Origin of the sequence: Alcaligenes sp. YSL9, assembly GCF_030515105.1 — a bacterium.
Taxonomy (GTDB): Bacteria; Pseudomonadota; Gammaproteobacteria; order Burkholderiales; family Burkholderiaceae_B; genus Alcaligenes; species Alcaligenes phenolicus.
On sequence record NZ_JALXJU010000001.1, the window covers coordinates 202250 to 227754 of the forward strand.

At 57.9% G+C, this 25505-nt stretch carries 18 protein-coding genes; 15 read left to right on the forward strand and 3 right to left on the reverse strand.

What is annotated here, in order from left to right; genetic code table 11:
- Nucleotides 1-12 precede the first annotated feature (12 nt).
- Entirely contained in the window at nt 13-1719 is a 1707-nt protein-coding gene (locus tag M2Q46_RS00930) for an FMN-binding glutamate synthase family protein (protein ID WP_302356347.1), read from the reverse strand.
- Between the two features lie 374 nt (nt 1720-2093).
- On the opposite strand from M2Q46_RS00930, the gene M2Q46_RS00935 reads away from it, so the two are divergent.
- The 3 genes from M2Q46_RS00935 (at nt 2094) to M2Q46_RS00945 (ending at nt 5131) form a co-directional block, all read left to right on the forward strand.
- Entirely contained in the window at nt 2094-4007 is a 1914-nt protein-coding gene (locus M2Q46_RS00935; RefSeq protein ID WP_302356349.1) for an FUSC family protein, read from the forward strand.
- Entirely contained in the window at nt 4007-4471 is a 465-nt protein-coding gene (locus M2Q46_RS00940) for a MarR family winged helix-turn-helix transcriptional regulator (protein WP_009460957.1), read from the forward strand. Before M2Q46_RS00935 ends, M2Q46_RS00940 begins: the two co-directional genes overlap by 1 nt.
- 129 nt (nt 4472-4600) lie before the next feature.
- Nucleotides 4601-5131 carry a CinA family protein gene (locus M2Q46_RS00945; RefSeq protein ID WP_026484714.1) on the forward strand — a complete coding sequence of 177 codons (531 nt, stop codon included), beginning with the start codon at nt 4601-4603 and terminating at the stop codon, nt 5129-5131.
- A 34-nt stretch (nt 5132-5165) separates the two neighbouring features.
- Here M2Q46_RS00945 and acnA read toward each other — a convergent pair whose 3' ends face one another.
- The gene (acnA, locus tag M2Q46_RS00950; RefSeq protein WP_302356353.1) at nt 5166-7820 is read right to left on the reverse strand and encodes an aconitate hydratase AcnA; all 2655 of its coding nucleotides are present in this window, start codon (nt 7818-7820) and stop codon (nt 5166-5168) included.
- A 169-nt stretch (nt 7821-7989) separates the two neighbouring features.
- Between acnA and M2Q46_RS00955 the strand changes: the two genes are divergently transcribed.
- Complete coding sequence (locus tag M2Q46_RS00955; protein ID WP_009460951.1) at nt 7990-9000, forward strand: GntR family transcriptional regulator; 1011 nt, start codon at nt 7990-7992, stop codon at nt 8998-9000.
- A gap of 4 nt (nt 9001-9004) precedes the next feature.
- Nucleotides 9005-10165 (forward strand): 2-methylaconitate cis-trans isomerase PrpF family protein, encoded by a 1161-nt coding sequence (locus M2Q46_RS00960; protein WP_302356355.1) that lies wholly within the window; start codon nt 9005-9007, stop codon nt 10163-10165.
- Here M2Q46_RS00960 and M2Q46_RS00965 read toward each other — a convergent pair.
- Entirely contained in the window at nt 10162-11148 is a 987-nt protein-coding gene (locus M2Q46_RS00965) for an AraC family transcriptional regulator (RefSeq protein ID WP_026484711.1), read from the reverse strand. The genes M2Q46_RS00960 and M2Q46_RS00965 overlap by 4 nt on opposite strands.
- 305 nt (nt 11149-11453) lie before the next feature.
- Here M2Q46_RS00965 and M2Q46_RS00970 point away from each other — a divergent pair, with 305 nt between their 5' ends.
- The 10 genes from M2Q46_RS00970 to M2Q46_RS01015 all read left to right on the forward strand — a co-directional run bounded on the left by M2Q46_RS00970 (nt 11454) and on the right by M2Q46_RS01015 (nt 25495).
- On the forward strand, nt 11454-12635 hold the full coding sequence (locus M2Q46_RS00970; protein ID WP_009460946.1) for an ABC transporter substrate-binding protein: 1182 nt from the start codon (nt 11454-11456) through the stop codon (nt 12633-12635).
- A 38-nt stretch (nt 12636-12673) separates the two neighbouring features.
- Nucleotides 12674-14065 carry an aromatic ring-hydroxylating dioxygenase subunit alpha gene (locus M2Q46_RS00975; protein ID WP_035268328.1) on the forward strand — a complete coding sequence of 464 codons (1392 nt, stop codon included), beginning with the start codon at nt 12674-12676 and terminating at the stop codon, nt 14063-14065.
- Between the two features lie 32 nt (nt 14066-14097).
- The gene (locus tag M2Q46_RS00980) at nt 14098-14634 is read left to right on the forward strand and encodes an aromatic-ring-hydroxylating dioxygenase subunit beta (protein WP_035268326.1); all 537 of its coding nucleotides are present in this window, start codon (nt 14098-14100) and stop codon (nt 14632-14634) included.
- Nucleotides 14634-15242, forward strand: a complete 609-nt coding sequence (locus tag M2Q46_RS00985; RefSeq protein ID WP_115635041.1) for a cysteine hydrolase family protein — start codon at nt 14634-14636, stop codon at nt 15240-15242. Before M2Q46_RS00980 ends, M2Q46_RS00985 begins: the two co-directional genes overlap by 1 nt.
- Before the next feature lie 9 nt (nt 15243-15251).
- Nucleotides 15252-16079, forward strand: a complete 828-nt coding sequence (locus tag M2Q46_RS00990) for an SDR family oxidoreductase (RefSeq protein ID WP_302356359.1) — start codon at nt 15252-15254, stop codon at nt 16077-16079.
- Between the two features lie 104 nt (nt 16080-16183).
- Nucleotides 16184-17776 (forward strand): NAD(P)/FAD-dependent oxidoreductase, encoded by a 1593-nt coding sequence (locus M2Q46_RS00995; protein ID WP_035268317.1) that lies wholly within the window; start codon nt 16184-16186, stop codon nt 17774-17776.
- A 305-nt stretch (nt 17777-18081) separates the two neighbouring features.
- On the forward strand, nt 18082-20523 hold the full coding sequence (locus tag M2Q46_RS01000) for a DUF3772 domain-containing protein (protein WP_035268314.1): 2442 nt from the start codon (nt 18082-18084) through the stop codon (nt 20521-20523).
- A gap of 43 nt (nt 20524-20566) precedes the next feature.
- Complete coding sequence (locus M2Q46_RS01005; protein ID WP_302356362.1) at nt 20567-22966, forward strand: mechanosensitive ion channel family protein; 2400 nt, start codon at nt 20567-20569, stop codon at nt 22964-22966.
- Between the two features lie 99 nt (nt 22967-23065).
- The gene (locus tag M2Q46_RS01010; RefSeq protein WP_009459482.1) at nt 23066-24364 is read left to right on the forward strand and encodes an MFS transporter; all 1299 of its coding nucleotides are present in this window, start codon (nt 23066-23068) and stop codon (nt 24362-24364) included.
- Between the two features lie 15 nt (nt 24365-24379).
- Complete coding sequence (locus M2Q46_RS01015; RefSeq protein ID WP_302356364.1) at nt 24380-25495, forward strand: aminotransferase class V-fold PLP-dependent enzyme; 1116 nt, start codon at nt 24380-24382, stop codon at nt 25493-25495.
- The last annotated feature ends 10 nt before the right edge of the window (nt 25496-25505 follow it).

Below are 25505 nucleotides of genomic sequence, written 5' to 3' on the forward strand. Positions count from 1 at the left end.
CCGCATGCCGCGTCAGGCCAGGGCTTGGCCTGCGCTATCAGCTGCGTCCTGTTTTTTCATGATTTCTTCAGGATCAGCTTCATCATTCAAGTGCGACAAGGCTTTGCTCAGGCTATAGGCCGGTTCAAAGGAGTCGGGGTTGGCCATAGGCCAGCCCACACGGAAAATCGTTTGACGATAGTGGCCGCGCAAGAGTTCGCCTTTTTTCAGATCCGGGAACAGAGCCGACATCACGCGCACTTCGCCGTTGCTGATACGGCGGGCAATATGGTGGGGACGTAACTGGTCCGGATGTTCCAGACCCGCCGCACCCAATAGTTCAGCCAGGGCTTTGAGCGTATTGCCATGGAAGCTGGCCACGCGCAGGGATTTGTCATCAACCACCAGGGCTTTTTGACGCTGCGGATCTTGTGTCGCCACGCCAGTGGGGCACTTGTCGGTATGACAGGCCTGGGCCTGAATGCAACCCACGGCAAACATGAAACCACGCGCGCTATTGCACCAGTCAGCACCCAGGGCCATGATGCGGGCCATATCAAAGGCGCTGATGATCTTGCCCGAGGCACCCAGGCGGATTTGTTCGCGCAAACCGATACCCACCAGCGTGTTATGAACCAGGCGCAGAGCCTCGCGCAAGGGGGTGCCGACGTGGTCAATGAACTCCACGGGGGAGGCACCGGTACCGCCTTCTGCACCATCGACCACAATAAAGTCCGGTGTGATACCTGTTTTCAGCATGGCTTTGGCAATGGCAAACCATTCCCAGGCATGTCCGATACAGAGTTTGAAGCCCACGGGCTTGCCACCGGACAAGGTACGCAGCTTGGCCACGAATTCCAGCAGCTCTACGGGAGAATGGAAGGCGCTGTGGCTGGGTGGCGAGTTACAGTCCACGCCTTCCGGCACACCGCGTGCCAGGGCAATTTCAGGCGAGACCTTGGTGCCGGGCAAGATGCCGCCGTGGCCAGGTTTGGCCCCTTGCGACAGCTTGATTTCAATCATCTTGATGTGATCCTGAGTGGCTCGTTCGGCAAAGCGTTCGGACGAAAAGTTGCCTTGTTCATCGCGGCAACCAAAGTAGCCCGAGCCAATATTCCAGATCAGATCACCGCCATGACGCAGGTGATAGGTGCTGATGCCGCCTTCGCCCGTGTCATGCGCAAAATTGCCCATCTTGGCACCCTTGTTCAGAGCCAGGATGGCATTGGCCGACAGCGCCCCAAAACTCATGGCCGAAATATTCAGCACCGACAGCGAATAAGGCTGGGTACAGTCCGGCCCACCCACCGTGATACGGAACTGTGAGTCTTTGATGTGCTTGGGCGTCATGGAGTGGTTGATCCACTCGTACCCATTGTTGTAGACCTCCTGGTGAGTACCAAAAGGCTGCTTGTCGACCTGCTGTTTGGCGCGCTGGTACACCAGGGAGCGGTCCGCCCGCGAAAAAGGCAGTTGCTGCTCATCGCCTTCCAGAAAGTACTGGCGAATCTCAGGGCGTATGGCTTCAAAGATAAAGCGCAGATTGCCGATAACCGGATAGTTGCGACGAATGGCGTGACGAGTTTGAGTGATGTCCACCAAGCCCTGAATGCACAGGGCCAGCCCTGGTATCGCCAGCCATAGCCAGCTTGCGCTTCTGAACAAGGAAAGCAGCAAGAAAAAGGCGGTCAGGCCAATGATGATGTAGAAGGCGGTGTAGCGTGTCAGCCACTTTTGCATAAAGACTCCTGCCAAGAAAACGGGGTGACGGGCAGGATTTCGGGTACCTGCCGGTCAGGCTGCCAACATCATAGAACGCTCCCGTACGGTTTGACCATGCCTGGATGGCGATAGTTTATGAAAACTAACAAACAACCACGGAGTGGCTGAAAAAGGGCGGGGCAGGGCGCAAATTGTTTAGCTTTGAAAGGCGTGATGGAAACCAGGGAGGCTGTTGCGGTGCAGCATGAAACAGCGTGTTCCGCCTTGAGGCTTGTGTATGGCGGGCAGGGCCGGAGCTGCCATAAACACGATATTCAGCTAGCTGTAATTGAATAGGTAGGTAAGCTATCTATATAATCATGCTTTAGCCTTTGTTCTGTCTCCTGTCTTTTATGTTTCCCTCATTTTCCTGGATCCAGCTGGATCGACCTGCGCTCCTGCATGGCCTGAATTTGGCCTTGGCAGCGTGGCTGTCGTTCACCATCGCTGTTTTGCTTTCCGTTGATAACCCGTTTTGGGCTGCCATGCCGGTGTGGGTGCTGTCGCAAGCGTATCGGGGGCTGGTGTACGAGCGGGCTTTGTGGCGGATTTTGGGAACGTTGGTGGGGGCCGGTTTGGGATTGGCGTTCCTGCACTTGCCCAATCCTTATCTGCAATTGCTGGGGATGGCCCTGGTGGTGGGGGTGGCCTCGGCCTTGACCCATGTGTTTCGGGGCGCTTTTTCTTACTTGCCCATGCTGGCGGGGATCACGATTGGCGTGGTGGTCTTGCCCTCGGTGCTGGCTCCGGAGGCGTCACTGGATTTGGCCTTGTCGCGAGTGGAGTGCACGCTGATCGGGGTCGTGGTCACTACCTTGCTGTGCTCGCGGACAACGCCGCGCAGTCAGCGCAAAACGTATTACGAGCGCGTACGTGTCCTGGCGGCGGATGCCTTGCGCATCGCTGCTCATGCTTTGGGGCCGTCTTATCAGCAGCCGGATCAAAGCTCGTGGAGCCGTGTTCGCCAGGAGATTGTGGATCTGGATGCCCAAGCCCGTATTCTGGCGGCCGGCTCTCTGGATGCTTATCGACGCCTGCCTTATGTGGATGCGTTTCTGTACGCCGTGATTGAGCTTTTGGCCGCCAGTGCGCTGATTGTCCAGCAAAGGGAGCAGGGCCTCTCGCCTGCCGCGGATTATGCACGCGACTTGCAGGAACAGGCACAACGCTTGCAGGACGGTCTGAGTTTGCGGGTGCTGGGCAAGACAGCCTTGCGGCAAGAGGGGCAGATCAGTCTGGCGCGCTTGCGCCGTGCAATGGGTCAAATACAAAGGGCGGAGCAGGGGTTGTTCGCTGAACGGGTGCAGCCCAGACGGCACCGTTTTCTGACGACGCCTGCTGTTTCGGTGGATTGGCCCTTGGCAATCCGCACAGGCCTGGTCAGTGGCCTGGCCGCTTTCACTGCAGGTGGCATCGCTTACGCTTTGGCCAGCCCCGCGCTGGAGTTGATGGCGATTGGGGTGTGTACGTTCTCCATTATTTTGGGCTCCATGCCGCGTCCGCAATTGATGAGCCGAACCATGTTTACCGGGATTGCCGTGGGCGTGCTGGTAGCCAGCTTTTATCGCTACTTCGTCCAGGCACACCTGGTTGCGGACTGGCAGGTCATTCTGTCCGTGCTTCCTTTTTTGGTGGTCGGCGGTTTGTTACGTGCCAACCGTCCTACGTCGACCTGGGCATTGGACGCGAATATGTGTTTCCAGCTGGCCAGTCAGGCCGGGATGGCGGCGGTCACTTGGCCCATCATCTTGAAGGAGTCCTTGCCTTTGCTGGCGGGCTCCGCGGTCGTGTGCAGTGCTTTCTTTCTTTTACCCCGCCGTACCCATCCCCGTGGCCAAGCTTTGGTCAGACGTGTGGTGCGCGAACTGTATCCCTTGATCAAGCGTTCGCGCCCACGCCTGTTCCGGGTCTGGCGTGCGCGGGTAGCGCGTCAATGGGTGCGTCTCTGGCACTGGATGGGCGAGCAGACCCCTCATGGTTTGCTGTCCTTGATCAACCTGGGCCATGGCGTGGTCGCGCTGAAGCGGCTGGCCAAACGCGGACCGGAGCAGCAAGCCTGTGTGGAGCTGGTCTGTGAGTTGCTGGAAGGGTTTGAGCATCAGCCCGTGGAGTTGGCCCAGCAATTGCTGCGTATCAGCCAATCCTGTACCGACACGGTATTGAGGCAGGCGATCATGGATGTGGCGCAGTCCTTGCAGGGGGCGCAAGCGGTTCTGGTTTATGCTTACCCGCCTGATGCTACGCCGCGCGCTGTGGAGACTTCCTGATGAATCACCAACTTTATGAACGATTTGGCCTGTCCATGATTGTGCTGGCGCGCCTGTATCGTCGTGAACTGGATCAGACGCTGGTGCGTTATGGCGTGTCCGAGGCCACCATCCTGCCGATTCGCTATCTGGCCCAGCTGGGGGAACCCATACGGCAAGGGCAGTTGGCACGCATGATGCGTCTGGAAGGCCCCACCCTGGTGCGCCTGATCGACCAGTTGGAGTCTGGCGGTTTGCTGGAGCGTGTGCCCGACGAGCAGGACAAGCGCGCTCGCCTGTTGTGTCTGACTGAAAAAGGGCGGGACTTTCACGAACGCCTGCTGGAATTGCTGCGCCAATCCCGTGCTCCCCTGTTTGAAGGGATTGCGGACGCAGATATAGAAGCGGCCTTGCGTTGTTTTGACGCGCTGGCCAGCAATCTGGGGCTGGAAGCAACGGATATGTCCAGCCTGTTCGGGGATTGATCAAGTTCCTGGGCGGGGCAGCGTAAGCGCATGTTCCAGATGGTGAGCAGAAAGCAGGGGCTGGTTTCCTGCTTTTTTACTTTATGGTTGAATAAACCGTCCTTGTTTCAGCAATAAGGAGGGTATGCCATGAACGATGTAGATCTTGCACGCTTGGTCAAAATCATGACCGAGGCCCAGCTGACGCTGGCAACCGCAGAATCCTGCACGGCAGGGTTGATTGCGTCCACGCTGGCTGACCAAGCGGGGGCGGCAGCTGTACTGGACTGTGCTTTTGTGACGTATTCTCCGCAGGCCAAGTATCGCTGCCTGGGCGTCGATCAGCGGGTGCTGGCGGAAAACAATCTGTGCAGTGAGGCAGTGGCGCGGGCCATGGCCAAAGGAGCCGCAGAATTGACCCCGGCCAATTTGATCATTGCCAATACGGGGGTGGCTGACGATATTGCAGAGCCGCAGATTCCGGCCGGCACGCAATGTTTTGCCTGGCTGTTCAAGCCACAGGATAAATTTGATCCTTTGGTCGTCTATACGGAAACGATTGTTTTCGATGGCACGCGGGATGAAATCCGCCAGCAAAGTGCGAATCATGCCTTGCTGCGCATCGAGCATTGGTTGCGGCTGGTTAAACAAGAACGCCAGGGTGTGACCCCTGGCGTTTGATACCGCTAACTGGACAAGCTAAGCCTGTAAAGGCTTAGTTTTCCAGGTATTTGCGCCAGACGCGTGGCAGGATACCGCCATGACGCCAGTATTCCATGTCCTCGACCGTATCCAGACGCACAATCACCGGCACGGACTGGGTGCTGCCATCCAGGCGATGGATGATCAGCTCGGCCTGCGAGCGTACACCCAGGTTTTCTTCCAGGCCCTTCACATCAAAGGTTTCGGTGCCGTCCAGTCCCAGGGTATCGGCATTGGTGCCGTCCTGGAACTGCAAGGGCAGCACACCCATACCGACCAGGTTGGTGCGGTGGATACGCTCGAAACCTTCGGCAACCACCGCCTTCACGCCCAGCAGAGCAGGGCCTTTTGCGGCGGAGTCGCGGGAAGAACCGCAACCGTAGTTCTTGCCAGCAATCACCAGCAAGGGAACCTGACGCTCCTGATAGGTCTGGGCCGCTTCAAAAATACGCATCACTTCGCCTTCCGGCATCACCTTGGTGACGCCGCCTTCCACGCCGGGAACAATCTTGTTGCGCAGACGGATGTTGGCGAAGGTCGCACGTTTGACCACTTCGTGGTTGGCACGGCGCGTGGTGTAGTTGTTGAAGTCTTTTTGTTCCACACCCTTGGACAGCAGGAAGTCAGCAGCAGGCGTACCCAGGCTGATCGAACCCGATGGCGAGATGTGGTCGGTGGTGATGGAGTCACCCAGAATCGCCAGCGGACGCATGCCGCGCAGGTTGGACACGGGAGCCGGTTCGCGCTGCAAGCCGTCAAAGTAAGGCGGTTTGCGGATGTAGGTGCTGTCGGCTTCCCATGGGTAGTGGCCACCATTGCTTTCGCGGGCCAGGGCATCCCAGGGTTCGCCACCGTCGTACAGCTCGGCATAGCGTTCGATGAACAGGTCACGGTCGTAAGCGCCGTGGATAGCTTCTTGTACTTCTGCCGATTTGGGCCAGATGTCGCTCAGGTAGACGTCTTTGCCGTCCTGATCCTTGCCCAGCGGGTCGCGGGTCAGGTCCACATTCAGGTTGCCGGCCAGGGCGTAGGCCACAACCAGGGCGGGCGATGCCAGGTAAGCAGCGCGCACGTTGGCGTGGATACGGCCTTCAAAGTTACGGTTACCCGACAGTACGGCGGTGGCAATCAGCTTTTCGGATTCAATCGCGTTGACGATATTGGCAGGCAGTGGGCCCGAGCCGCCGTTACACGTGGTGCAACCAAAGCCGGCAATGTTAAAGCCCAGCACGTCCAGGTCGTCTTGCAGTTGAGCGCGCTCCAGCACGTCAGCTGTTACTTGGCTGCCAGGCACCAGCGAGGTCTTGACCCAGGGCTTGCTGCGTAAACCACGAGCCACGGCGTTACGGGCCAGCAGACCGGCGGCCATCATATTGGCGGGGTTAGCGGTATTGGTACAGGAAGTAATGGCGGCAATGACCACATCGCCATCATTCAGCACAAAGTCCTCGCCTTCCACGGGTACGGCACGTTGCGGGTCGTAAGGACGGCCAGCAATTTTCTGGTGATGGGCGGGGAAGGACTGGGCAGCGGTGTCCAGATCCAGGTGATCTTCAGGATTGCTGGGGCCAGCCAGGCTAGGTTTGATGCTGCTCAGGTCCAGTTTCAGCACGGTGTCGTAAACAGGAGCGGGAGCGGCCGGGTCGCGCCACAGTTTTTGAACCTTGCTGTATTGCTCGACCAGATCAATCTGTTCTTGTGGACGGCCTGTCATGTGCATGTAGTGCAGGGCAGCGTCGTCGATGGGGAAGAACACCGCGGTTGCGCCGTACTCTGGTGCCATATTGGCGATCATGCCACGGTCGCCCAGGGAAAGCTCGTCCACGCTGGGGCCAAAAAATTCGACAAACTTGCCCACCACGCCCAGTTCGCGCAGTTTTTGCGTAATGACCAGAACCAGGTCGGTAGGCAGCACGCCGTCATTGAGCTTGCCAGTCAGCTCGATACCCACCACGGCAGGCAGGGCGATGGCGACGGGCAGACCTACCATCACGGCTTCGGCTTCAATACCTCCGACACCCCAGCCCAGAATGCCCAGGCCGTTAACCATAGGCGTGTGGCTGTCGGTCCCGACACAGCTGTCGGGGTAGACCAGATCCACGTCCTTGCCTTCTTCAGTCCATACAACCTGACCAATATGCTCGATGTGCAATTGGTGCATGATGCCTTTGCCGGGCGGTACGACTTTCACGCCATCAAAGTTGCTGGAACACCAGCGCAGGAAGGCAAAGCGCTCGCCGTTACGTTGGTATTCACGTGCCAGGTTGATGTCGGCTGCCTTGGGGTTGGCCCAGCTGTCCACTTGCAGGGAGTGGTCAATAATTACGTCGATAGGGACTTGAGGGCGCACGCGGCTGGCGTCGCCACCGGCTGCTTGTACGCCTTCGCGCAAGGCGGCCATGTCCAGCAGCATCACCAAACCCAGAATGTCCTGACCAAAGACGCGGGCAGGGTAGAAGGTGATGCCGTCGCCCACCTTGCGCTGGAGCAGGGAGTCAATTTCCTGATCCACGTCGGCGTGACGCACGGCCTTTTGACGACAGAGGTTTTCCAGCAGAACGCGCAGCGAGTACGGCAGCTTTTCAATACCGGGGATGTCGGCGATAGGAACGTAACGTACGGAACGTCCGTTCAGGGACAGCGTTTCTAGGGCAAGAGACTGAGACATGGCAAACGATTCATCCGTAATAAGAAGCCAGGAAAGCGGGGCCAACCTGAGCAAGAATAATCAATAAAATTATGCGTCTGGAGCCTTGATAAAACAATTAAATTGTATTTTGTTTGTATATAATACAATAAAACGATCCGGGATCGCTTCGATTTTTAGGAATGTCGGCATGAAAAGCCAATCCAATTCTTTGCATGTCACCTTGGCACATCGCCTGCTGGACTACGTGCGGGCAGGGCATTTGCAGGCCGGGCATCATTTGACGGAACAATCGCTGGCCGAGGCGCTGGGTGCGTCGCGCTCGCCCATACGCGGCGCACTGGCCTATCTGGCGGAAAAAGGCATTGTGGGCGCACAGCCGCCCCGACGTGGCTTATATCTGTTGAAAGGGGCCGACCAGCTTGGTGTGATCGAAGAAGAACTGGGTACCAGCCAGGACGACCAGATCTATCTGCAACTGGCCCGCGACAAGCTATCTGGTATTTGGGGTGACACCTTGTCGGAAAACGACGCCATGCGCCGCTATGGCCTGACACGCGAGCGTGTACGCCGCATTCTGGCTCGTGCTGCCAATGAAGGTTGGATGGAACAGCGCGCCAGCAAAGGCTGGTCTTTCCTGCCCATGATTGACGGCCCTCAGGCTTGCGAAGAAAGCTATACCTTGCGCCAGATGCTGGAACCAGCGGCCATGCTGCTGCCGGGCTTCGCCATTGACTCCACTGTCTTGCGCCGGGTGCGTTTGCAGCAGCAGGCCTTGGCCGACGGGGGCTGGCGTCATGCCGGACACGCGGAAATGTATCAGGCCAATGCCACCTTCCATGAAGCCTTGGCCTCCTTGTCCGGTAACCGCTTTATCGCCCAGACCGTGACACGCCAGAACCAGTTGCGGCGCTTGCTGGAATATCAGGAAACCCTGGATCGGGAACGTATTCGTCGCCAATGCCTGGAGCATCTGGCAATTCTGGATTTGCTGGAAAAGGGCGAACGCGCTCAGGCCTCCGCCCTGCTGGCCCGCCATCTGGGCAATGCCAGTGAAGAGAAAGTACAGCAGCTGGAGCGGCAGCAGCAGCAACGCAGCGGCCAGCCCGGCGCTTTTAGTGAATCGATGGTCTCTCACGCCGAACCCATGGAGGAGACGGCGCAATTTTCTTTAATGGCGCAAGCCAAGAACCAGGAATAACGTGATGAAGCAAAAATCCCTTCCCGCCGTGTTCATGCGTGGTGGCACCAGCAAAGCCTTGATGCTCAATATTGCAGACCTGCCTGCCGAGCGCGACGACTGGACGCCTCTGTTTTCCGCTGCCATGGGTACGCCGGACCCTTACGGTCGCCAACTGGACGGCATGGGCGGTGGTGTTTCTTCCTTGTCCAAGGTTTGTATTATCGGCCCGTCCAACCATCCGGACGCGGACGTGGACTATACCTTTGCGCAAGTAGCCATCAAGGAAGAGAAGGTGGATTACCGTGGCAACTGCGGCAATATGAGCTCGGCCGTCGGCCCTTACGCAGTAGAGCAGGGCATGGTCAAGGTTGAGGATGGCGAAGCGTGCGTACGCATTCTGAATACCAACACCAACAAGATCATTCACGCCCACTTCACGGTTGAAGATGGTCAGCCCCGGTACGACGGTGATCTGTCCATTCCCGGCGTAGGCGGCACGGGCTCGCCTATCCGTCTGGACTTTGTGGAACCAGGTGGTGCCTCTACTGGTTCCTTGCTGCCTAGTGGTGAATTGACCGAGTGGCTGGATGTGCCTGGCGTAGGCCGTATCGAGGTGTCGCTGGTGGACGCGGCCAACGCAGCCGTTTTTGTACGCGCTGCTGATGTAGGCCTGACCGGTTTGGAACTACCCGACTGGCTGGAAGCGCACCACGAAGTGCTGGAGCGTCTGGACGCAATTCGTGTGCAGGCGTCGGTACGCATGGGCATTGCTCCCGATGTGGAAGCCGCACGTCAGATTCGCATCGTGCCCTTTGTTTGCATCGTGTCGCCGGCTCAGGACAATCCGACCTTGTCTGGCGACGTGGTTCCTGCCAAAGAGATTGATCTGGTTGCCCGCGTGATTTCCAATGGCCAGCCGCACCGCGCCTTGCCCTTGACGATCTCGCTGTGCACCGCTGTGGCTGCTCGTTTGACGGGCAGCCTGCCTTCGCAATGTCTGTCTGACTCGGTTGCCCCTCAAGGTCCACTGCGTCTGGGCATGCCTTCCGGTGTGCTGACAGTGGGCGCGGAAGTGGAAAAGAAAGACGGCCAGTGGTTTGCCAAGGCCGGTTCTTTCTATCGTACGGCGCGTCGCCTGTTTGATGGCCGTGTGTGGGTTCCTGGCAAAGCCTTGAAGGACTAATCCACGATACGCAAGTCTTGCGAGGGGGAACGCCCGAAGCGGGACTTGTAGTCTGCACAGAAGCGGCCGAAATGGTTGAACCCGCAGCGCAAGGCAATCTCGCTGACCTGGGTACCCGGCACAGCATGTCGAATGGCTTGCTGGGCCGCTTCCAGACGAATCTGTTTCAAGAACTGCATGGGGCTCAACCCCCGTTCGTTGCGAAAGGCCAAGGTCAGGCTGCGCACACTGGCGCAGGCCGCGGTGGCAATCTGCTCCAGCGTCAGGGCCTCGTCCAGGCTGGCCCGCATGAAATCCTCCGCTCTTTGTACCCGGCGTGAACTGGCCGGGCGCACGCTTTGCTGCAATTGCTGGCTGTAGTTACCCGGCTGGGTATGAAACAGATGCAGCAAAAGATTGTCCTCGGCCTGACGCGACCACTGGTCCATTTCGGGCGGCAAATGCCCACCGTACGCCAGCAAGCTGCCAATCTGGTGCTGCCAGGCGCAGCCGTGCGGCGAATCCAGAGACATGCCAGCGGCAAATTCAATGGGCCGATCCAGGCTCAAGCCCAAGGTCTGACGGGCCACTTCTTCCAGCCGGTGGCGCGGAATCTTCACTAAAAACTGTTCACAGCCCTGTTCCCAATCCAGTTCAACCTGCAGGGAAGGGGAGATCACGCTGGCGATTTTAGGGTTGGCCTGGACATACTCCCGACCAACCCGAATACAGGAGCGTCCCTGTATAGGCACCTGAAACAGCAGGAAATCCTCCAGAATCCCCGGCGACACCTGCACCGCCGCGCCATATTTCAGCAAGACAAAGGAAAAGCTGTGGCTGCTGGCATAGCGCAGGGAAGCATCGACCGGGCCGTCATTCCAGGTCAAGCGGTGCTCGGTTAAAAAACCGGCCGTCTCGCTGCGTGTCTGGTCCGGGCAGCGCGATTCAAAGCGCGGCGCACTGTGTTGCAAGGGGGCCAGCCCTGACATAAACCACGCTTGCATGATGTGTGTCTCCAAATTTTTGCCGGTTCGGGATAAGGCTTGCCATATCTGGATAGCCGCCCATTCTGCGCCGGTCTAATGTATTTCAAACCTAAAACAGTAGTCCTGTCCCGGCACCTTAGCAGATTGGGATACGACTGGGAATTGCTGTATTCACGTAGTCCCTTGGGCCCGTCTTTTCTGGCTTGCAGGACAAGCGCCGCAAAAATCACGGGCGTCAGTGGTACACAGCTTCCGGCGTATTGGGGGTAGTCCAAGGCAGAACTAAAGTCCAGTTTTTTAAAAGACAGAGGACGGAGACAAACATGAAAAAACAAGTGGCGTTCTGTATGAGCACGCTGGCCTTGGCCCTGGCCTGTAGTCCGGCATCCAGTCAGGAAGTATTCAAGGTGGGGCTGCTAACCACCTTGTCTGGCCCTGGTGCAGCCATTGGCGCAGAAATCCGTGATGGTTTCGAGCTGGGCCTGAACCACTCGGGCGGCAAGCTCGGCGGGGTGGATGTAGCCTTGACGGTGCTGGATGATCAGCAAAAACCAATGGAAGGCCGCCAGGCGGTGGACCGTCTGGTCAAGCGCGACAAGGTCGATGTGATTACCGGCATGGCCTTCTCCAATGTACTGCTGCCCGTGATGCCGACGATTTTGAACAGTGACACGGTCTATATTTCCGCCAACACCGGCCCGGCCGATTACGCGGGCGAACGTTGTCACCCCAATTTCTTCAGCGTGTCCTGGCAGAACGAGGATATTCCCGCTGCCATGGGCAAGTACGTGACCGATCAGGCGCACAAGAAAGTCTATTTGATTGCCCCCAACTACCCCGGTGGTCGCGAGTCCATTGAAGGCTTCAAGCGTCTGTTCAAGGGCGAGATTGCCGACGAAGTGTATGTGAAGGTCGGCCAGATGGATTACGCCGCCGAGCTGGCACAAATGCGAGCTTCGGGTGCGGATGCCGTGTTTTTCTTCCTGCCCGGCGGCATGGGCGTGTCTTTTATCAAGCAGCTGATCAACTCGGGCCTGTCCACGCAACTGGCGGTGTATACCCCCGGCTTCTCGGCTGATCAGGACACGATTGCCGCGATTGGCGAGTCCATGAAGGGTATGGCTAATGCCGCCCAGTGGTCGCCCGATCTGGATAACCCGGTCAACAAACGCTTTGTGGCGGATTTTGAAAAGACCTACGGTCGCCTGCCTTCCATGTACGCCTCCCAGGGCTACGACGCCGCCTTGTTGCTGGATGGCGCACTGAAGGCTGACCCCAAGGCCGCTACCGACCGGGAGGCCCTGCGTAAAGCCTTGCGCAGTGCACCGTTCGAGTCTGTACGCGGCGCCTTTGCCTTTAACAACAACCAGTATCCGGTGCAGACCTACTACATGCGTGAAGTGGCCCCGAATGACAAGGGCCAGATGAGCAACAAGATTGTGTCCACCGTATTCGAGCAGTTTCAGGATCATTTTGCACCGCAGTGCAAGATGGAAAAGTCATAAAGAGGGTGCGTCAAGCATCCGGCAGCAAGGAGGTAATGATGAGCTATAGCAACGAACAGCTGTCCGCATTGGTGCGGGGAGACAGCGTACATAAATCGGTCTATACCGACCCCGAGATCTTCCGTCTGGAGATGGAACGCATTTATGGCCGTGCCTGGATCTACATCGGTCACGACAGCCAGGTGCCTAATCCCGGCGACTACCACACCACCTTGTTGGGCGGCCAGGACGTCATCATGGTGCGCGGCAGCGACAAGAAGGTGTACGTGCTCTACAACCGTTGCCCGCACAAGGGCGCGAAAGTAGTGGCCGATGGCTGTGGCAATGCGGGCAAGTTCTTCCGCTGTCCTTACCACGCCTGGACGTTCAAGCTGGACGGTCAGCATCTGGCCGCTCCAATGAAAAACGGCCTGGAAAACACCTGTTTTGATCCCAAGCACCCGGACTTCTCCATGCGCCGTGTGGCTCGTGTGGAAAGCTACCGTGGTTTTGTTTTTGCCTGTCAAAGCGCCCACGGCCCGGACCTGAAAGAGTTTTTGGGCCCCATCATTACCTCTATCGACAATCTGTGCGATCGCTCGCCCGTGGGTGAAGTGGAAGTGGCCGGTGGCAGCTTCAAGGTCTGGCAGCCCTCCAACTGGAAGGTGTTCTACGAGAACCTGCACGACACCATGCACGCCAACGTGACGCACGAGTCGTCCTACGTGGCCGCCCGTGAGCAAGCCGAAGATTACGGCTCCATGCCATTGGAACTGCACATCATGGACGGTAACGGTGAGCCCTACGGTTTCTGGGAAAAGCTGGACCTGTATGCCTTTGATAACGGCCACGGCTATATGGAAGGGATTTTCAATCCCGGTGCCATCGAAACCGACCCGATCACCAAGGCGCACTACGAAACGCTGAAAGAAGCCTACGGTGAAGAAAAAGCCTTGAACATTCTGGGCGAGAACCGTCACAACAGCATTATTTACGGCAGTGGTTCGCCCCACACCGTGTTCCAGCAGTTCCGTGTGATCCGCCCTGTGGCGGTGGACCGCACCCACGTGGAAATCCAGCTGTTCCGCCTGAAGGGCGCACCGGACGATATTTACAAGCGCGGCCTGATGTACGCCAACCTGATCAACTCGCCGTCGTCCAACGTGATGCCGGACGATATCGAAGTCTATGGCCGCTGTCAGGAAGGTAACCAGACCAATGGCGGAGACTGGATCAGCATGCACCGCTATGACGGCACTGACAAGCCTATCGAAGGCGGTATGGTCGCCACCAACGGCACCAGCGAATTGCCCATGCGCAATCAGTTCCGCGCCTGGAAGCATTTCATGACTACCAGTCTGTACGACGCGCCTGCGCAGTCGGAAGACAGTGGTAAAGCCACGGTGCGTTCGGCTTCTGGTGAGCCCATCGCCCCCGCAACACAGGCTTAAGCGGGCTGCTGTCCGAGCCAAGGAGAATTCTTATGTTGTTTGATATTGATTTTGACGTCAGCGTGGATCAGGTCACGCCTGTGAACCTGAGCCTGGAAGCCATCCGTGAAGTGGAGCAGTTCATCTATCACGAAGCTCGTTTGCTGGACGAGCGCCGTTGGCAAGCATGGCTGGATCTGTGGACTGAGGAGGGCATGTACTGGATTCCTCACAGCTACGATCAGGAAAGCCCTTACGAGCACATTTCCCTGTGCTGGGAAAACAAGCTGCTGCGTGAACTGCGTATCCGTCGTCTGGAAAACCACCGCAACTGGTCCCAGCAGCCAATCACACAGTCCTGCCGTGTGCTGGGCAATGTGATGATTGATGGCACTGATCCGGAAGGCTATCTGGTGGTGCGTTCCAGCTTCCACTCCATGGAGTGGCGTGGCAAGGATCCGGTCTACCGTGTGGGCAGCCTGATTCACAAGCTGCAGGCCCAGGAGGGCGGTGGCTGGAAACTGCGCATGAAGCAGGTGAACCTGGTGGATCGTGACGCGGTTCACGGCGCTATTCAGGTGTACATCTAATGTCGGCAGCCCATCACACAGCCTTGCTGGCCCTGCATTATCAAAACGACGTCCTGCACGCCGATGGCCTGATCCGTGTGGGGGTAGAGGCCAATAGCCCCCAGCGTCAGGCCTTGATCGAGGCCGCAGGCCGTTTGCTGGCGCAGGCCCGCGCACAGGGCGTGCCCATTGTGCATGTGCGGGTGGGCTATCGGCCTGACTATGCCGACCTGCTGTGCAATGCGCCGATTCTGCACAATGTGAAACGAATCGGTGCCATGCAGACTGGCAGCTGGGGAGCCCAGTTCTTTGACGGGCTGGCTCCCTTGCCCGATGAGTTTGAAGTTCACCACACGCGTATCAACGCTTTCTTTGGTTCCGCGCTGGAGCCAGTGGTGCGTCGTTTGGGCGTGGAGCGTCTGGTGATTGCCGGTGTGGCTACCCATTCTGTAGTCGAGAGCACAGTGCGCCATGCGGTGGATATGGGCTATGAGGTGGCGGTGGTGGCCAGCGCTTGTGGTGCTCCCCCCGCGACCCATGAGGCCTCCCTGGCCAGCATGAGCCTGATTGCTCATATTGACCGGGACGAAGATTGGGCGACGGTGTTCGGCGCACCAAAAGTAGAGTAGGAGAAGCACATGCAGCAGGACATGAAGGTGAATTTACAAGGTAAGGTCGCCATCGTGACCGGGTCCACGCAAGGGCTGGGGGCAGATATCGCCCTGGCTTTGTGTGCCGCCGGTGCGTGGGTGCTGATCGTGGGTCGCAGTCAGGAAGAAGGCCAGCGTACCGAGGCGCGTTTGCAGGCCGTAGGCAAGGCCCAGTTCATGGCCGCCAATATTTGTGATGATGCGCAACTGGATGCCTGCGTGCAGGCCGCATTGGCACAAACCGGACGCATCGACATTGTGGTGAACAATGCCTGTTCCTACGGGGACGAAGGCCTGGCTTCCAGCCGGGAGCTGTGGCATCAGACGCTGGATGTGAACCTGATCTCCAGCGCGATTCTGGCCCAGAAAGCCACGCCGCATATGGGGCAGGGTGGGGTCATCATCAATATGGGCAGTACAGGTGGCAAATTCGGCGTGGCCGGGCGCGCCCTGTATCCGGCTTCCAAAGCGGCCATCCTGCAATTTACAAAAAGCTTGGCCGTGGAATTGGCTCCCTCGGGGATTCGTGTGCTGACGGTTTCGCCCGCCTGGACTTGGTCGCCATCCGTTGAGCGCATGAGCGGTGGCTCGCGCGAGCTGGCCAATCAGGTAGGGGCACAAGTTCATCCTTTGGGGCGAGTCGGCTCCGGTGAAGAGGTCGCCCAGGTGGTGCTGTTTGCTGTGTCGGGAGCGGCTTCCTGGATGACAGGCATTGATCTGCCCGTCGATGGTGGCTTTTCCGTACTCGGGCCAGAGCAGGGCAAGTCGCCCCGTCACTGGTTTGAACGCTGGCAGGCGCAGTCGTCTGACTCATAAATAGAAAAGTGCGGTAAAAGATGTCCAGGGCTTGTGAACAGCTGTTTCTTGTGGCGTGTTCACAAGCCCTGACCCCGTTCAGGGCAATTTAAAAAAGGTGTGGGATGACAGACTCAACAAATAAAAAATCGTATGCCGTCATTGTGGTGGGCAGTGGCATTAACTCCCTGGTGTGTGCAGCCTTGCTGGCGCAAAAGGGCAAGCAGGTCCTGGTGCTGGAGCGTAACGACCGTGCGGGCGGGTGTATCCGTACCGAGGAGCTGTTTCCGGGCTTTACCCATGAGTTGCTGTCGTCCTGGTACCCCTTGTTCACATCCGGCGCTGCCTATGCCCGTTTGAAAGACGATCTAGCCGCCCAGGGCGTGGAGTTTCTGGAAAACGGCTACACCACCGGCGTAGTGGGCAGCGATGGCAAAGGCCTGGCCCTGCGCCACGATGTGGGCGATTCCATTCAGCGTATCAATGGTCTGCAAGCTGGTGATGGTGATGCCTTTGGTGCCATGTGCAGCCAGTTGTTCGAGCGCGATGCAGGGCTGACCTTCGGCTTGCTGGGCACCGAGCCATACAGCCGTGGCTTGTTGGGTTTGCTGTTCTCGCAATGGCGCAAGCGCCGCATGGACGGCATGGTCCAGTACGGACGCGAGTCCCTGGAATCCTTCCGCCGCTGGGCTGACCGTGAACTGAAAGATGACCGTGTGCGCGGCATGATGGCTCCCTGGGTCTTGCACTCGGGCCTGGGCCCTGACGACGCCTGCTCGGCCTTGATCGGCAAGCTGACCTTTGCGGCTGTGGTGGCCGGTGGCATGCCCGTGGTGAAAGGTGGCGGCCAGAATCTGGTGCGTGCTCTGTGCGCCATTATTGAAAAGGCTGGTGGCCGTATTCAACTGAACACCGAAGTGGAAGAAATTGTGCTGGAAGGACAAAAAGCCCGTGGCGTGCGTGCCGGCGGCCAAGTCTACGAAGCCAGCCATGTGGTGTGCAACGTTACACCGCCACAGCTCTATGGTCGTTTGTTGCCGGGTGCTCCCGCTCAAGTACGTGAACAAGCCAATGCCTACCGTTTTGGCCGTGGCGACATGCAAATTCATCTGGCGTTGGACAGCATGCCTAACTGGAGCGATCCGGAGCTGCTGAAAGTGCCGCTGCTGCACCTGTCCGACAGCCTGGAAGATGTCAGCATGAGTGTGGCTCAAGCCAATAATGGCCTGATCCCTGCCAAGTTCACCGTGGCGATCGGTCAGCCATGCTCGCTGGACCCCAGCCGTGCGCCGGAAGGCAAATGGATACTGTGGATGCAGATGCAGGACATGCCATCCAAATTACGTGGCGATGCTGCTGGCAAGATCGACGTGCCGGAAGACGGCAAATGGACCGAAGAAGTCAGCCAGGCCGTGGCCGAGCGCATCATCGACCAACTGGAAGGCGTCATGCCCGGTTTGCGGCAACAAATCGTGGGCCAGAAAGTGCTGTCGCCAGCCGACCTGGAGTCCATCAACTGCAATCTGGTGGGCGGGGACCCCTACTCGGGCATCTGCTCCCCTGACCAATTCTTCTGGATGCGCCCCTTTGCCGCCAGTAACGGTGCCCGGTCTCACGCCACACCGTACAAGAATGTCTACCACATTGGTGCGTCCACCCATCCAGGCCCAGGTCTGGCGGGAGCGTCCGGATTCATGGTGGCGGAGCAGATTCGTTAATCCTGCTTGTTCCTGGGCCTGAGGCTTGATGCCTGCAGGCAGAATATCCGGCCGGGGTAGGTGTTTTGCACCTGTTCTGGCCGGTTTTTTTGCTTCTTGGCATTCAGCCAGAAGAGGGGATGAGGGGGAGTAAAGGAGCCGGAACCTGAAAAGTGAGCAGTTCGGGGCGTTTATCGCCTAAAAAAACAGGGTTCTCGTGAATACCTCATGCGCCAAGCCCACAATAGTTCGGTATTCTGTGCATGTTTTCTGCTGCCCTGGCGGTTTCATGCTTGGGGCCTCATTGTTTAGCCGGAGTTTTATTGATGCACGCTTTTCGCCGTTCGCGCCTGTGTGCTTTTTTGTCCTTGTGGCTGCTGGCTGTGGTGCTGGCTGTTACCGCTGTCCCTGTGACGGCCGAGACGGTGGCATTGACGCCTGCGCAGGCCAGTGAATCCCTGAATGAGTTGCGTGACACGCTGCAAACTGTCCAGGACCGTTTGCAGAAAAATGATGGCTTGGGCGATTCCGATCTGGTTGCCTTGCGCAATCAGTTGCTGCTGGCGCAAGAGCAGGCTCAGGAAATGAGTGTGCGTCTGGAGCCTGAGCTGTTGAGCGTGACCGCGCGTCTGAATCAGTTGGGGCCTGTGGATGATCCGGCGGGGGAGTCCGAGGACATTGCGCGCCAGCGTGCTCAATTGCAGCAGGCAGTGACCGAGCTGGACGGCATGATCAAGCTGGCCCGTTTGATCGGCGTGGAAACAACACAAGGCCTGGATCAGGTGTCCAAGCAGCGCCGCGTAATTTTCCAGGCGGAATTGGGTCGGCAGTCGCAGTCCGTGTTGACACCGCGCTTCTGGCGCAATGTGTCGCGCGATTTGCCCGGTGATCTGGCCAGGGTTGAACGCATGCGCAAGGATCTGGCTCAGCGGGTAATCGATTTGCCCGCTTATGTGCTGTGGTCGGCAGGAGCCTTGGCTCTGGTCTTGCTGGCTTTGTCGGTCTGGGCGGTACGGGGGCTGGAGCGTTTTACCATCAACCACACCAAGCCCTCGCGCTTGCGACGCTCTTTTTATGCGACGGCTTTGATTGTGCTTTACAGCCTGACGCCCGGTTTGTTGGCATCGGTGGCGGCAGGGTTGTTTTACTGGAACGGCAATCTGGCTCCGGATCTGTCCAGCTTTGTGTCCAAGTCCGTATTCGCCTTGTATCTGGGTGGCTTTGTGACCGGGATGGGCCGTGTGCTTTTGTCGGCGCAGCGTCCTAGCTGGCGCTTGCCTCCCATTCCCAGCAATGTGGCTTTGAAGCTGGCATGGTTGCCCATTGCTCTGGGCATCATGGTGGCCTTGACCTGGATGTCGCAGCAGTTGCTGGGCCTGATCAATGCCACGCTCAGCACTACCTTGCTGGTCAACAGTTTTAACACGCTGACACTGAGCATCTTTATTGCCATTGCAGCCTGGAACTTGAGCCAGGGACGGGATAAGACCCCCGTTCCAGAAGGTGGCGAGGACCCGCAGAAAACGGCTCCGGTTCAGCAGGGGGCGACCTGGTTACGCGCCATTCCTATCACCCTGGGTGTGGTCATTGGGCTGGGGATGATTGCCTTCTTGCTGGGCTACATCGCCTTGAGCAGTCTGATTGTGCAAGAGGTGTTGTGGCTGAGTCTGGTGATTTGCACCTGCTATGTCCTGGTCGCGCTGATTGCGGATATCGGTCAAAGCCTCTTGCTGCAATTTAAAGAGAAGCGCGCCGCTAATGAATGGACCAGTACGCAATTGCGTGGCAGCAGCCAGATCGTGATCGTGCTGTCCGGAGCCTTGCGTTTATGCCTGATTATTACGGCGATTACCCTGGTCTTGCTGCCTTTTGGGGAAGACCCCACGCAGTGGCTGCAGCGTCGTTTGGGCTTTTTGGTTAAAGGTTTTTCTTTAGGTCAGGTTCAGTTAAAACCCAGCTCGGTCCTGCTGGCCGTACTGATTCTGGTGCTGGGCATTTTGTTCGTTAAAGCCTTGCAGCGCTGGGTTGCCAACCAGCTTTTACCCGCCACGCGTATCGATCCGGGTATGCGAGTGTCTACTGCTAATCTGTTCAGCTATGTGGGCTACTTTATTGTGGTGGCTACGGCGATTTCGTCTCTCGGAATCGGTCTGGAGCGCATGGCCTGGGTGATTTCAGCCTTGTCGGTGGGTATCGGTTTTGGCTTGCAAGCGGTGGTGCAGAACTTTGTATCGGGGCTGATTCTGTTGGCCGAACGTCCCATCAAAATTGGGGACTGGGTCAGCCTGAACGGGGTAGAGGGCAATGTACGCAAGATCAATGCCCGTGCCACGGAAATTGAAATGTTCGACCGCTCCACCTTGATCGTGCCGAACTCCGAATTCATCACCAAAACCGTGCGTAATGTGACCTTGAGCAATCCCTTGGGGGTAGTGAAGGTCAAGATCAATATGCCTATCGACACAGACGCTAAACGGGTACGTTCTATCATGCTGGATGTGATGCAGAACTACAGCGACGTGCTGGCCGACCCGGCGCCGGATGTGACGCTGGATGGCTTTGATGCCAACGGCTTGCAGTTCACGGCGACCTGCTATGTAAGCTCGCCTCGCATTGGCAGCCGGGTACGCAGTGTCCTGATGTTCGATATTCTGGATGAATTACGCAAGGAAGGTCTGGCGTTGCACCATACTCAGACCATGACGGTGTTGCCCAATACACCGGTCGCCAGCCAGAATGAAAGCGGCAACCCCTTGCTGAATGATTGAACCTCGATAAAAACAACAGGCAGGCCCCAGGGAGACAACAGCCATGAAGACGCTACGACTAGGTGTGCAGGTCTTGCTCTTGTTTCTGGCTCTGCTGGGGGCCTGGCCACAGGCACAGGCACAAGCCTTGTCCGAGGTAGAGCAAGAGCGTGAGATGATTCGAGAGCTGCAGCAGGCCCAGGATGAAATCCGCCTGATGCAGTACCGCCTGGAAGGCAACCAGGTATCGATACGGCCCGAGCGCAGCTACGAGGAAGATCAAAAGCTGGTGCGAACGCAGGAGCTGTCCGGACGGGTGGTGCAGTCTCTGGAGCGGCGCAGCCGCCTGTTGAAGGCACGTTTGCAGGAGCTGGGCGAAGATTCGGGCGATGAGGCCGAGCAGCTCATCGTTCATAACGAACGCATGCAATTGCGCCGTGCCGATGCTGCCTTGCGGGCTGATCTGCGCGTAGCGCGTCTGGTGCAGGTGGAGGCGCAACAAGCCCGTCAGTTGCTGCGAGAGGCGACGGTGCGCTATGAGAAAGCGAAGCGTTGGCGACGCAATGCCTCTTTGGTCCTGCTGGAAAGTTTGCCCGAACTTGCACAGGCCTGGCCCGCTGACCGTTCCAAACTATCTGACTTTGCCCAGCAGTGGCGAGGAACATGGAGCAATAGCAGTTGGCAGCAAAGCAGCGCCTCATTGTGGATGGCGGCGGCGGTTCTGTTTGTGATGCTGGCTTTGTTCCGCGTCATGCCCCTATGGGTAAGCCGTTATCTGCCAGCCGGACGCTTGCGTCGCTCCAGTCTGATCATTGCCAATTTCTTCCTGTGGTTTATCGCTACCTGGGTGGTGGTGGACCAGCTGGTTGAACTGGTGTTTCAACGGCCAGGCCTTTCTCCCACCCAGTTTGAGCTTCTGGCTTATTTGAAAGTAGGGGCTTGGGCTGCAGCAGTGGCGCTGGCTTGTCTCAAGAGTATGGTGGTTCAGCCTCGGGCTTCCTGGCGTTTGATTCCCGTTTCCACTCAGACTCAGCATAGGCTGCGTTACTTTGCACCCGCTTTTTTCCTGCTGGTGTATGCGGACATCACAAGCAGTTTTTTTCGGGGATCGATAGGTTTATCGGATGCATTTCAGTCCATGGCTGATGGTGTGAGCAGCCTGCTGTATTTGATCCTGTATGGCTATGGTTTGTGGGTTCTGCGAGACGAGCTGTTCAATCGTACTGATGCCGCGGGGCAGGGGGCGAGCCGAACGGGACGCAGTTGGGCTCGTCTGGCCTTTAAAGGCGGTGTCCTTGTTTACATCCTGGTGTTGGGCTTGTTCATCGGCGGCTGGCAAGGCCTGTCGGATGACTTGATGTCGCATTTCATCACCATGCCCTTGATCCTGGGGCTGTTGGCCTACGTTTGTATGGTGTGGCTGCAGGACATTGCGGATTCCTTGCTGACCTATTTACGTAACCGCAGCCATGATCCAGAGGCTGCGCCGATTCGCGTGCAAAGCCAGTTCATCGTTGTGTTTTTTGCTATCGCCCGGATGAGCGTGTTGCTTCTGGCGATCTGGATGGTGAGTGGGGATTGGTTAACTGAACCCAAACAGATGCTGGAGTCGGGGCTGGATGTCTCGCGTGAGGCCTTGCGTCTGGGAGCGGTGCAGTGGCGCCTGGACTTGTGGCTGATTGCCTTGGGCGTGATGCTGGTGGGGGCCGTCCTGATTCATTTTCTGCGCACCTGGCTGCGTCAGCATTACATGCCTAACACCACGCTGGAGCCGGGCCTGCAAAATGCGATCGTGGGCATGGTTGGGTACGTTGCCTATTTTGTTCTGTTGGTGATCTGCCTGTCCATGCTGGGTGTGCCGATTGAATCGGTGACCTGGATCTTTACGGCCTTGACGGTGGGTCTGGGTTTTGGCTTGCGAGGCATTGTGCAGAACATTGCCTCTGGCCTGATGCTGATGGTCGAGCGTCCCGTCAAAGTGGGAGACTGGGTGGAGGTAGAGGGCAGCGAAGGCAATGTGCGCCAGATTCGCTTGCGGGCGACCTATGTTGAGCGCTTTGATCGCACCATGGTCATGGTCCCCAACTCCCAGATGATGGGGCGGCAGGTGCGTAATCTGACTTACACCCCGACCTCCTTGGGCGCGATCGAGTCCCGCTTGCTGTTTCCGCTGGATGTGGACGCGGATGCGGTCATGCAGATTTTGCGTGAGGCCGTACAGTCCGAGCCGGAAATTCTGACCGAGCCAGCCCCTATCTTGTCTTGCGACGGAATTTTTGGGGATGGGGTGGCATTCAGCACCCGTTGTTTCATCAATACCATGCGAGTCCAGCGCCGGGTGCGCAGCAACCTTATGCTCGATATTCTGCGGCGCTTGCGTCAACAGGGCATCAGTCTGCATCCGGCCCAACGCTGGGTTCAGGAAGCCATGGACAAGGACAGGGCCGAAGACCCCGACCTTTAGGGTTTTCCCAGTGATTGAAAGCTGAAATATTCATCCGTATAATTTGTTTAGCCACACTAAACAGAATAGACGCATTATGCGTATCAGGATGGATGAGACATGAGCAAGAAACAGTCCCCACAGGACGAGGCCCCCGTATCGCCGTGGCGTGCCGCCAGCGCAGCGGGTTTGGGCACCATGATCGAGTATTACGACTTTCAGCTGTACGGCGTCCTGGCTGTGACGCTAAGTGTGCTGTTTTTTCACGCCGGCAATGAGAACGCGGCCTTGCTGTCCACATTGGCCGTGTTTGGCGGGGCCTTTCTGGCACGCCCCTTGGGCGGTATTTTCTTTGGCTGGTTTGGCGACAAGCATGGCCGTACCGCTGCCTTGATGTTCACGATTGTGGGCATTGGAGTGGCCAGCGCCTTGATGGGCATGTTGCCTACCTACGCCACGCTGGGCCTGGCTGCACCGGCCTTGCTATTGCTGTGTCGTTTGCTGCAGGGCTTTTTTGCCGGTGGTGAAATTACGGGCGCAGCTACCTATGTGGCGGAATGCTCGCCCCCCGGCAAGCGCGGTTTCTTTGGCGCGTTCAACCCGGCTGCCGCCACTTTGGGCTTGTCCCTGGCCACCGGCGTCGCGGGGTTGGTGACAGCGCTGGTGGGTAAGGAAGCCATGCTGGATTGGGGCTGGCGTATTCCCTTTCTGCTCTCCATTCCCTTGATCATTCTGTGTGTCTGGGCTCGTTCACGTATCGAGGATTCGCCGCGCTTTAAGGAAATGCTCAAAAGCCATCACCCCGAGCATTCGCCTTTGTCCTTGATTGTGCGTGATTACCGCCGTCCCCTCTTGCAAGTCATTGCCATTGGTTTTGCACAGAATGCAGCAGGCTACGTGGGCGTGGTCTATCTGAGTACCCATTTGATTCACACCCTGAAATACGACGGCACCGCGGTGTTCTGGCTGATTTCCCTGGTCACCTTGTGCTCGGCCTTCATCATGCCTTTTGCCGGTGGCCTGTCTGATCGCTTTGGCCGCAAACCCTTGCTGACGATTGGCTTGCTGGGCTATCTGGTGCTGGTGCCGCTGACGATGTGGGTCGCCTCCTGGGGCAGTTTCCCGCTGGCGGTGATCGCGGTGGCCGTGTCCATTTTGCCGTTCATCGTAGTGCAGGCCGTGGGCTACCCCTTGTATGCCGAATTGTTCCCTACGCGAGTGCGCTATAGCGGCGTGTCGCTGGGCTTTAACATCGCCACCATTCTGGGTGGAGCGACGGCGCCATTTGTGGCGTCCTGGCTGACGGGCCTGACCGGTTCCAGCATGGCACCTGCCTTTTACGTGATGGTAGTGGCGCTGATCGGGATTGTGGCTTTGAGCACGGTGCAGGAAACCTCTGGCCGTCAGTTGGCCGATTGATTTTCAAGGAAGTAAATGATGTCCGGATATTTTCTTTATCACTCCATTGGCATGTTCGAGGGCAAGGAAGCGGCCATGCGTGCCGAGCTGGATCAGTTCAGCCAGGTCTGGTCGGCGCAGGACGATGCCCAGTGGGGGTACGCTCTGGGCCAGAAACAGGCTTTCATGGATGCCTGGGCCCGTTTGATTGGTGCTGATTCCAAGGATATTGCGCTAAGTGAAAACGTCACAGGCGGCCTCTACAGCATTCTGGGTTCTTTGCCTTCGCATGTGCTTAAAGGACGTACCTTGCTGGTTGCGGCCGATTGCTTTCCCAGCCTGCATTTCCTGTTGCAAAAAATGGCCTTGCGCCTGGGCTTCACCTTGCGCACCGTACCTTTGAGCGCCGGCCTGTCCTATGTGACGGACGATGATTTCATCAATGCCTGGGATGACAGTGTGGGTTTGGCCCTGGTGACCTGGGTCAGCTCTACGTCCTCGCACCGGGTGGATGTGGATCGCATGGCGCAATGTGCGACGGAGCACGGCAGCCTGATGGCGCTGGATTTGACACAAGCTGCCGGGCTGGTGCCGTTCACCGTGCATGAAGGCGTGGCCTTTACCTTGTCGGCCTCCTTGAAGTGGGCATGCGGCGTGTCCGGTGCCAGCCTCTTGCATGTGCGTGCAGATTTGATCGAGCAGTGCGAGCCGGAGTTTCGCGGCTGGTTCAGCCAGGAAAATCCCTTTAACTGGAATCTGGACCAGTTCAGCTATGCTGACGGCGCGCGTCGTTTCGACCACGGCACACCGGCTATTTTGGGAAGTATTGCGTCCCTGCCTGGCATGCGTTTCGTGCTGGAAACCGGCGTGGAAAAACTGCTGGAGCAAAACCGGGCATTGACGGCGGTCTTGCTGGATCGTGCGGCCAAAGCCAATTGGCCCGTGCTGACCCCATTGGCCGAGAACGAGCGCGGCGGCAGCATCATGTTGCGCGCCAGCAGTGCCCAGCGCGCTCAGGCTATGGTGGATCAGCTGCGTGAGCAGGAGCTCTATTGCGATCAGCGTGACGGCGTATTGCGTCTGTCGCCCGGTAATGTCTGCACCGAGCAGGATGTACTGCGCTTGTGCGACACCTTGCAAGCCGGCTGGTAAAGGAGGAGGG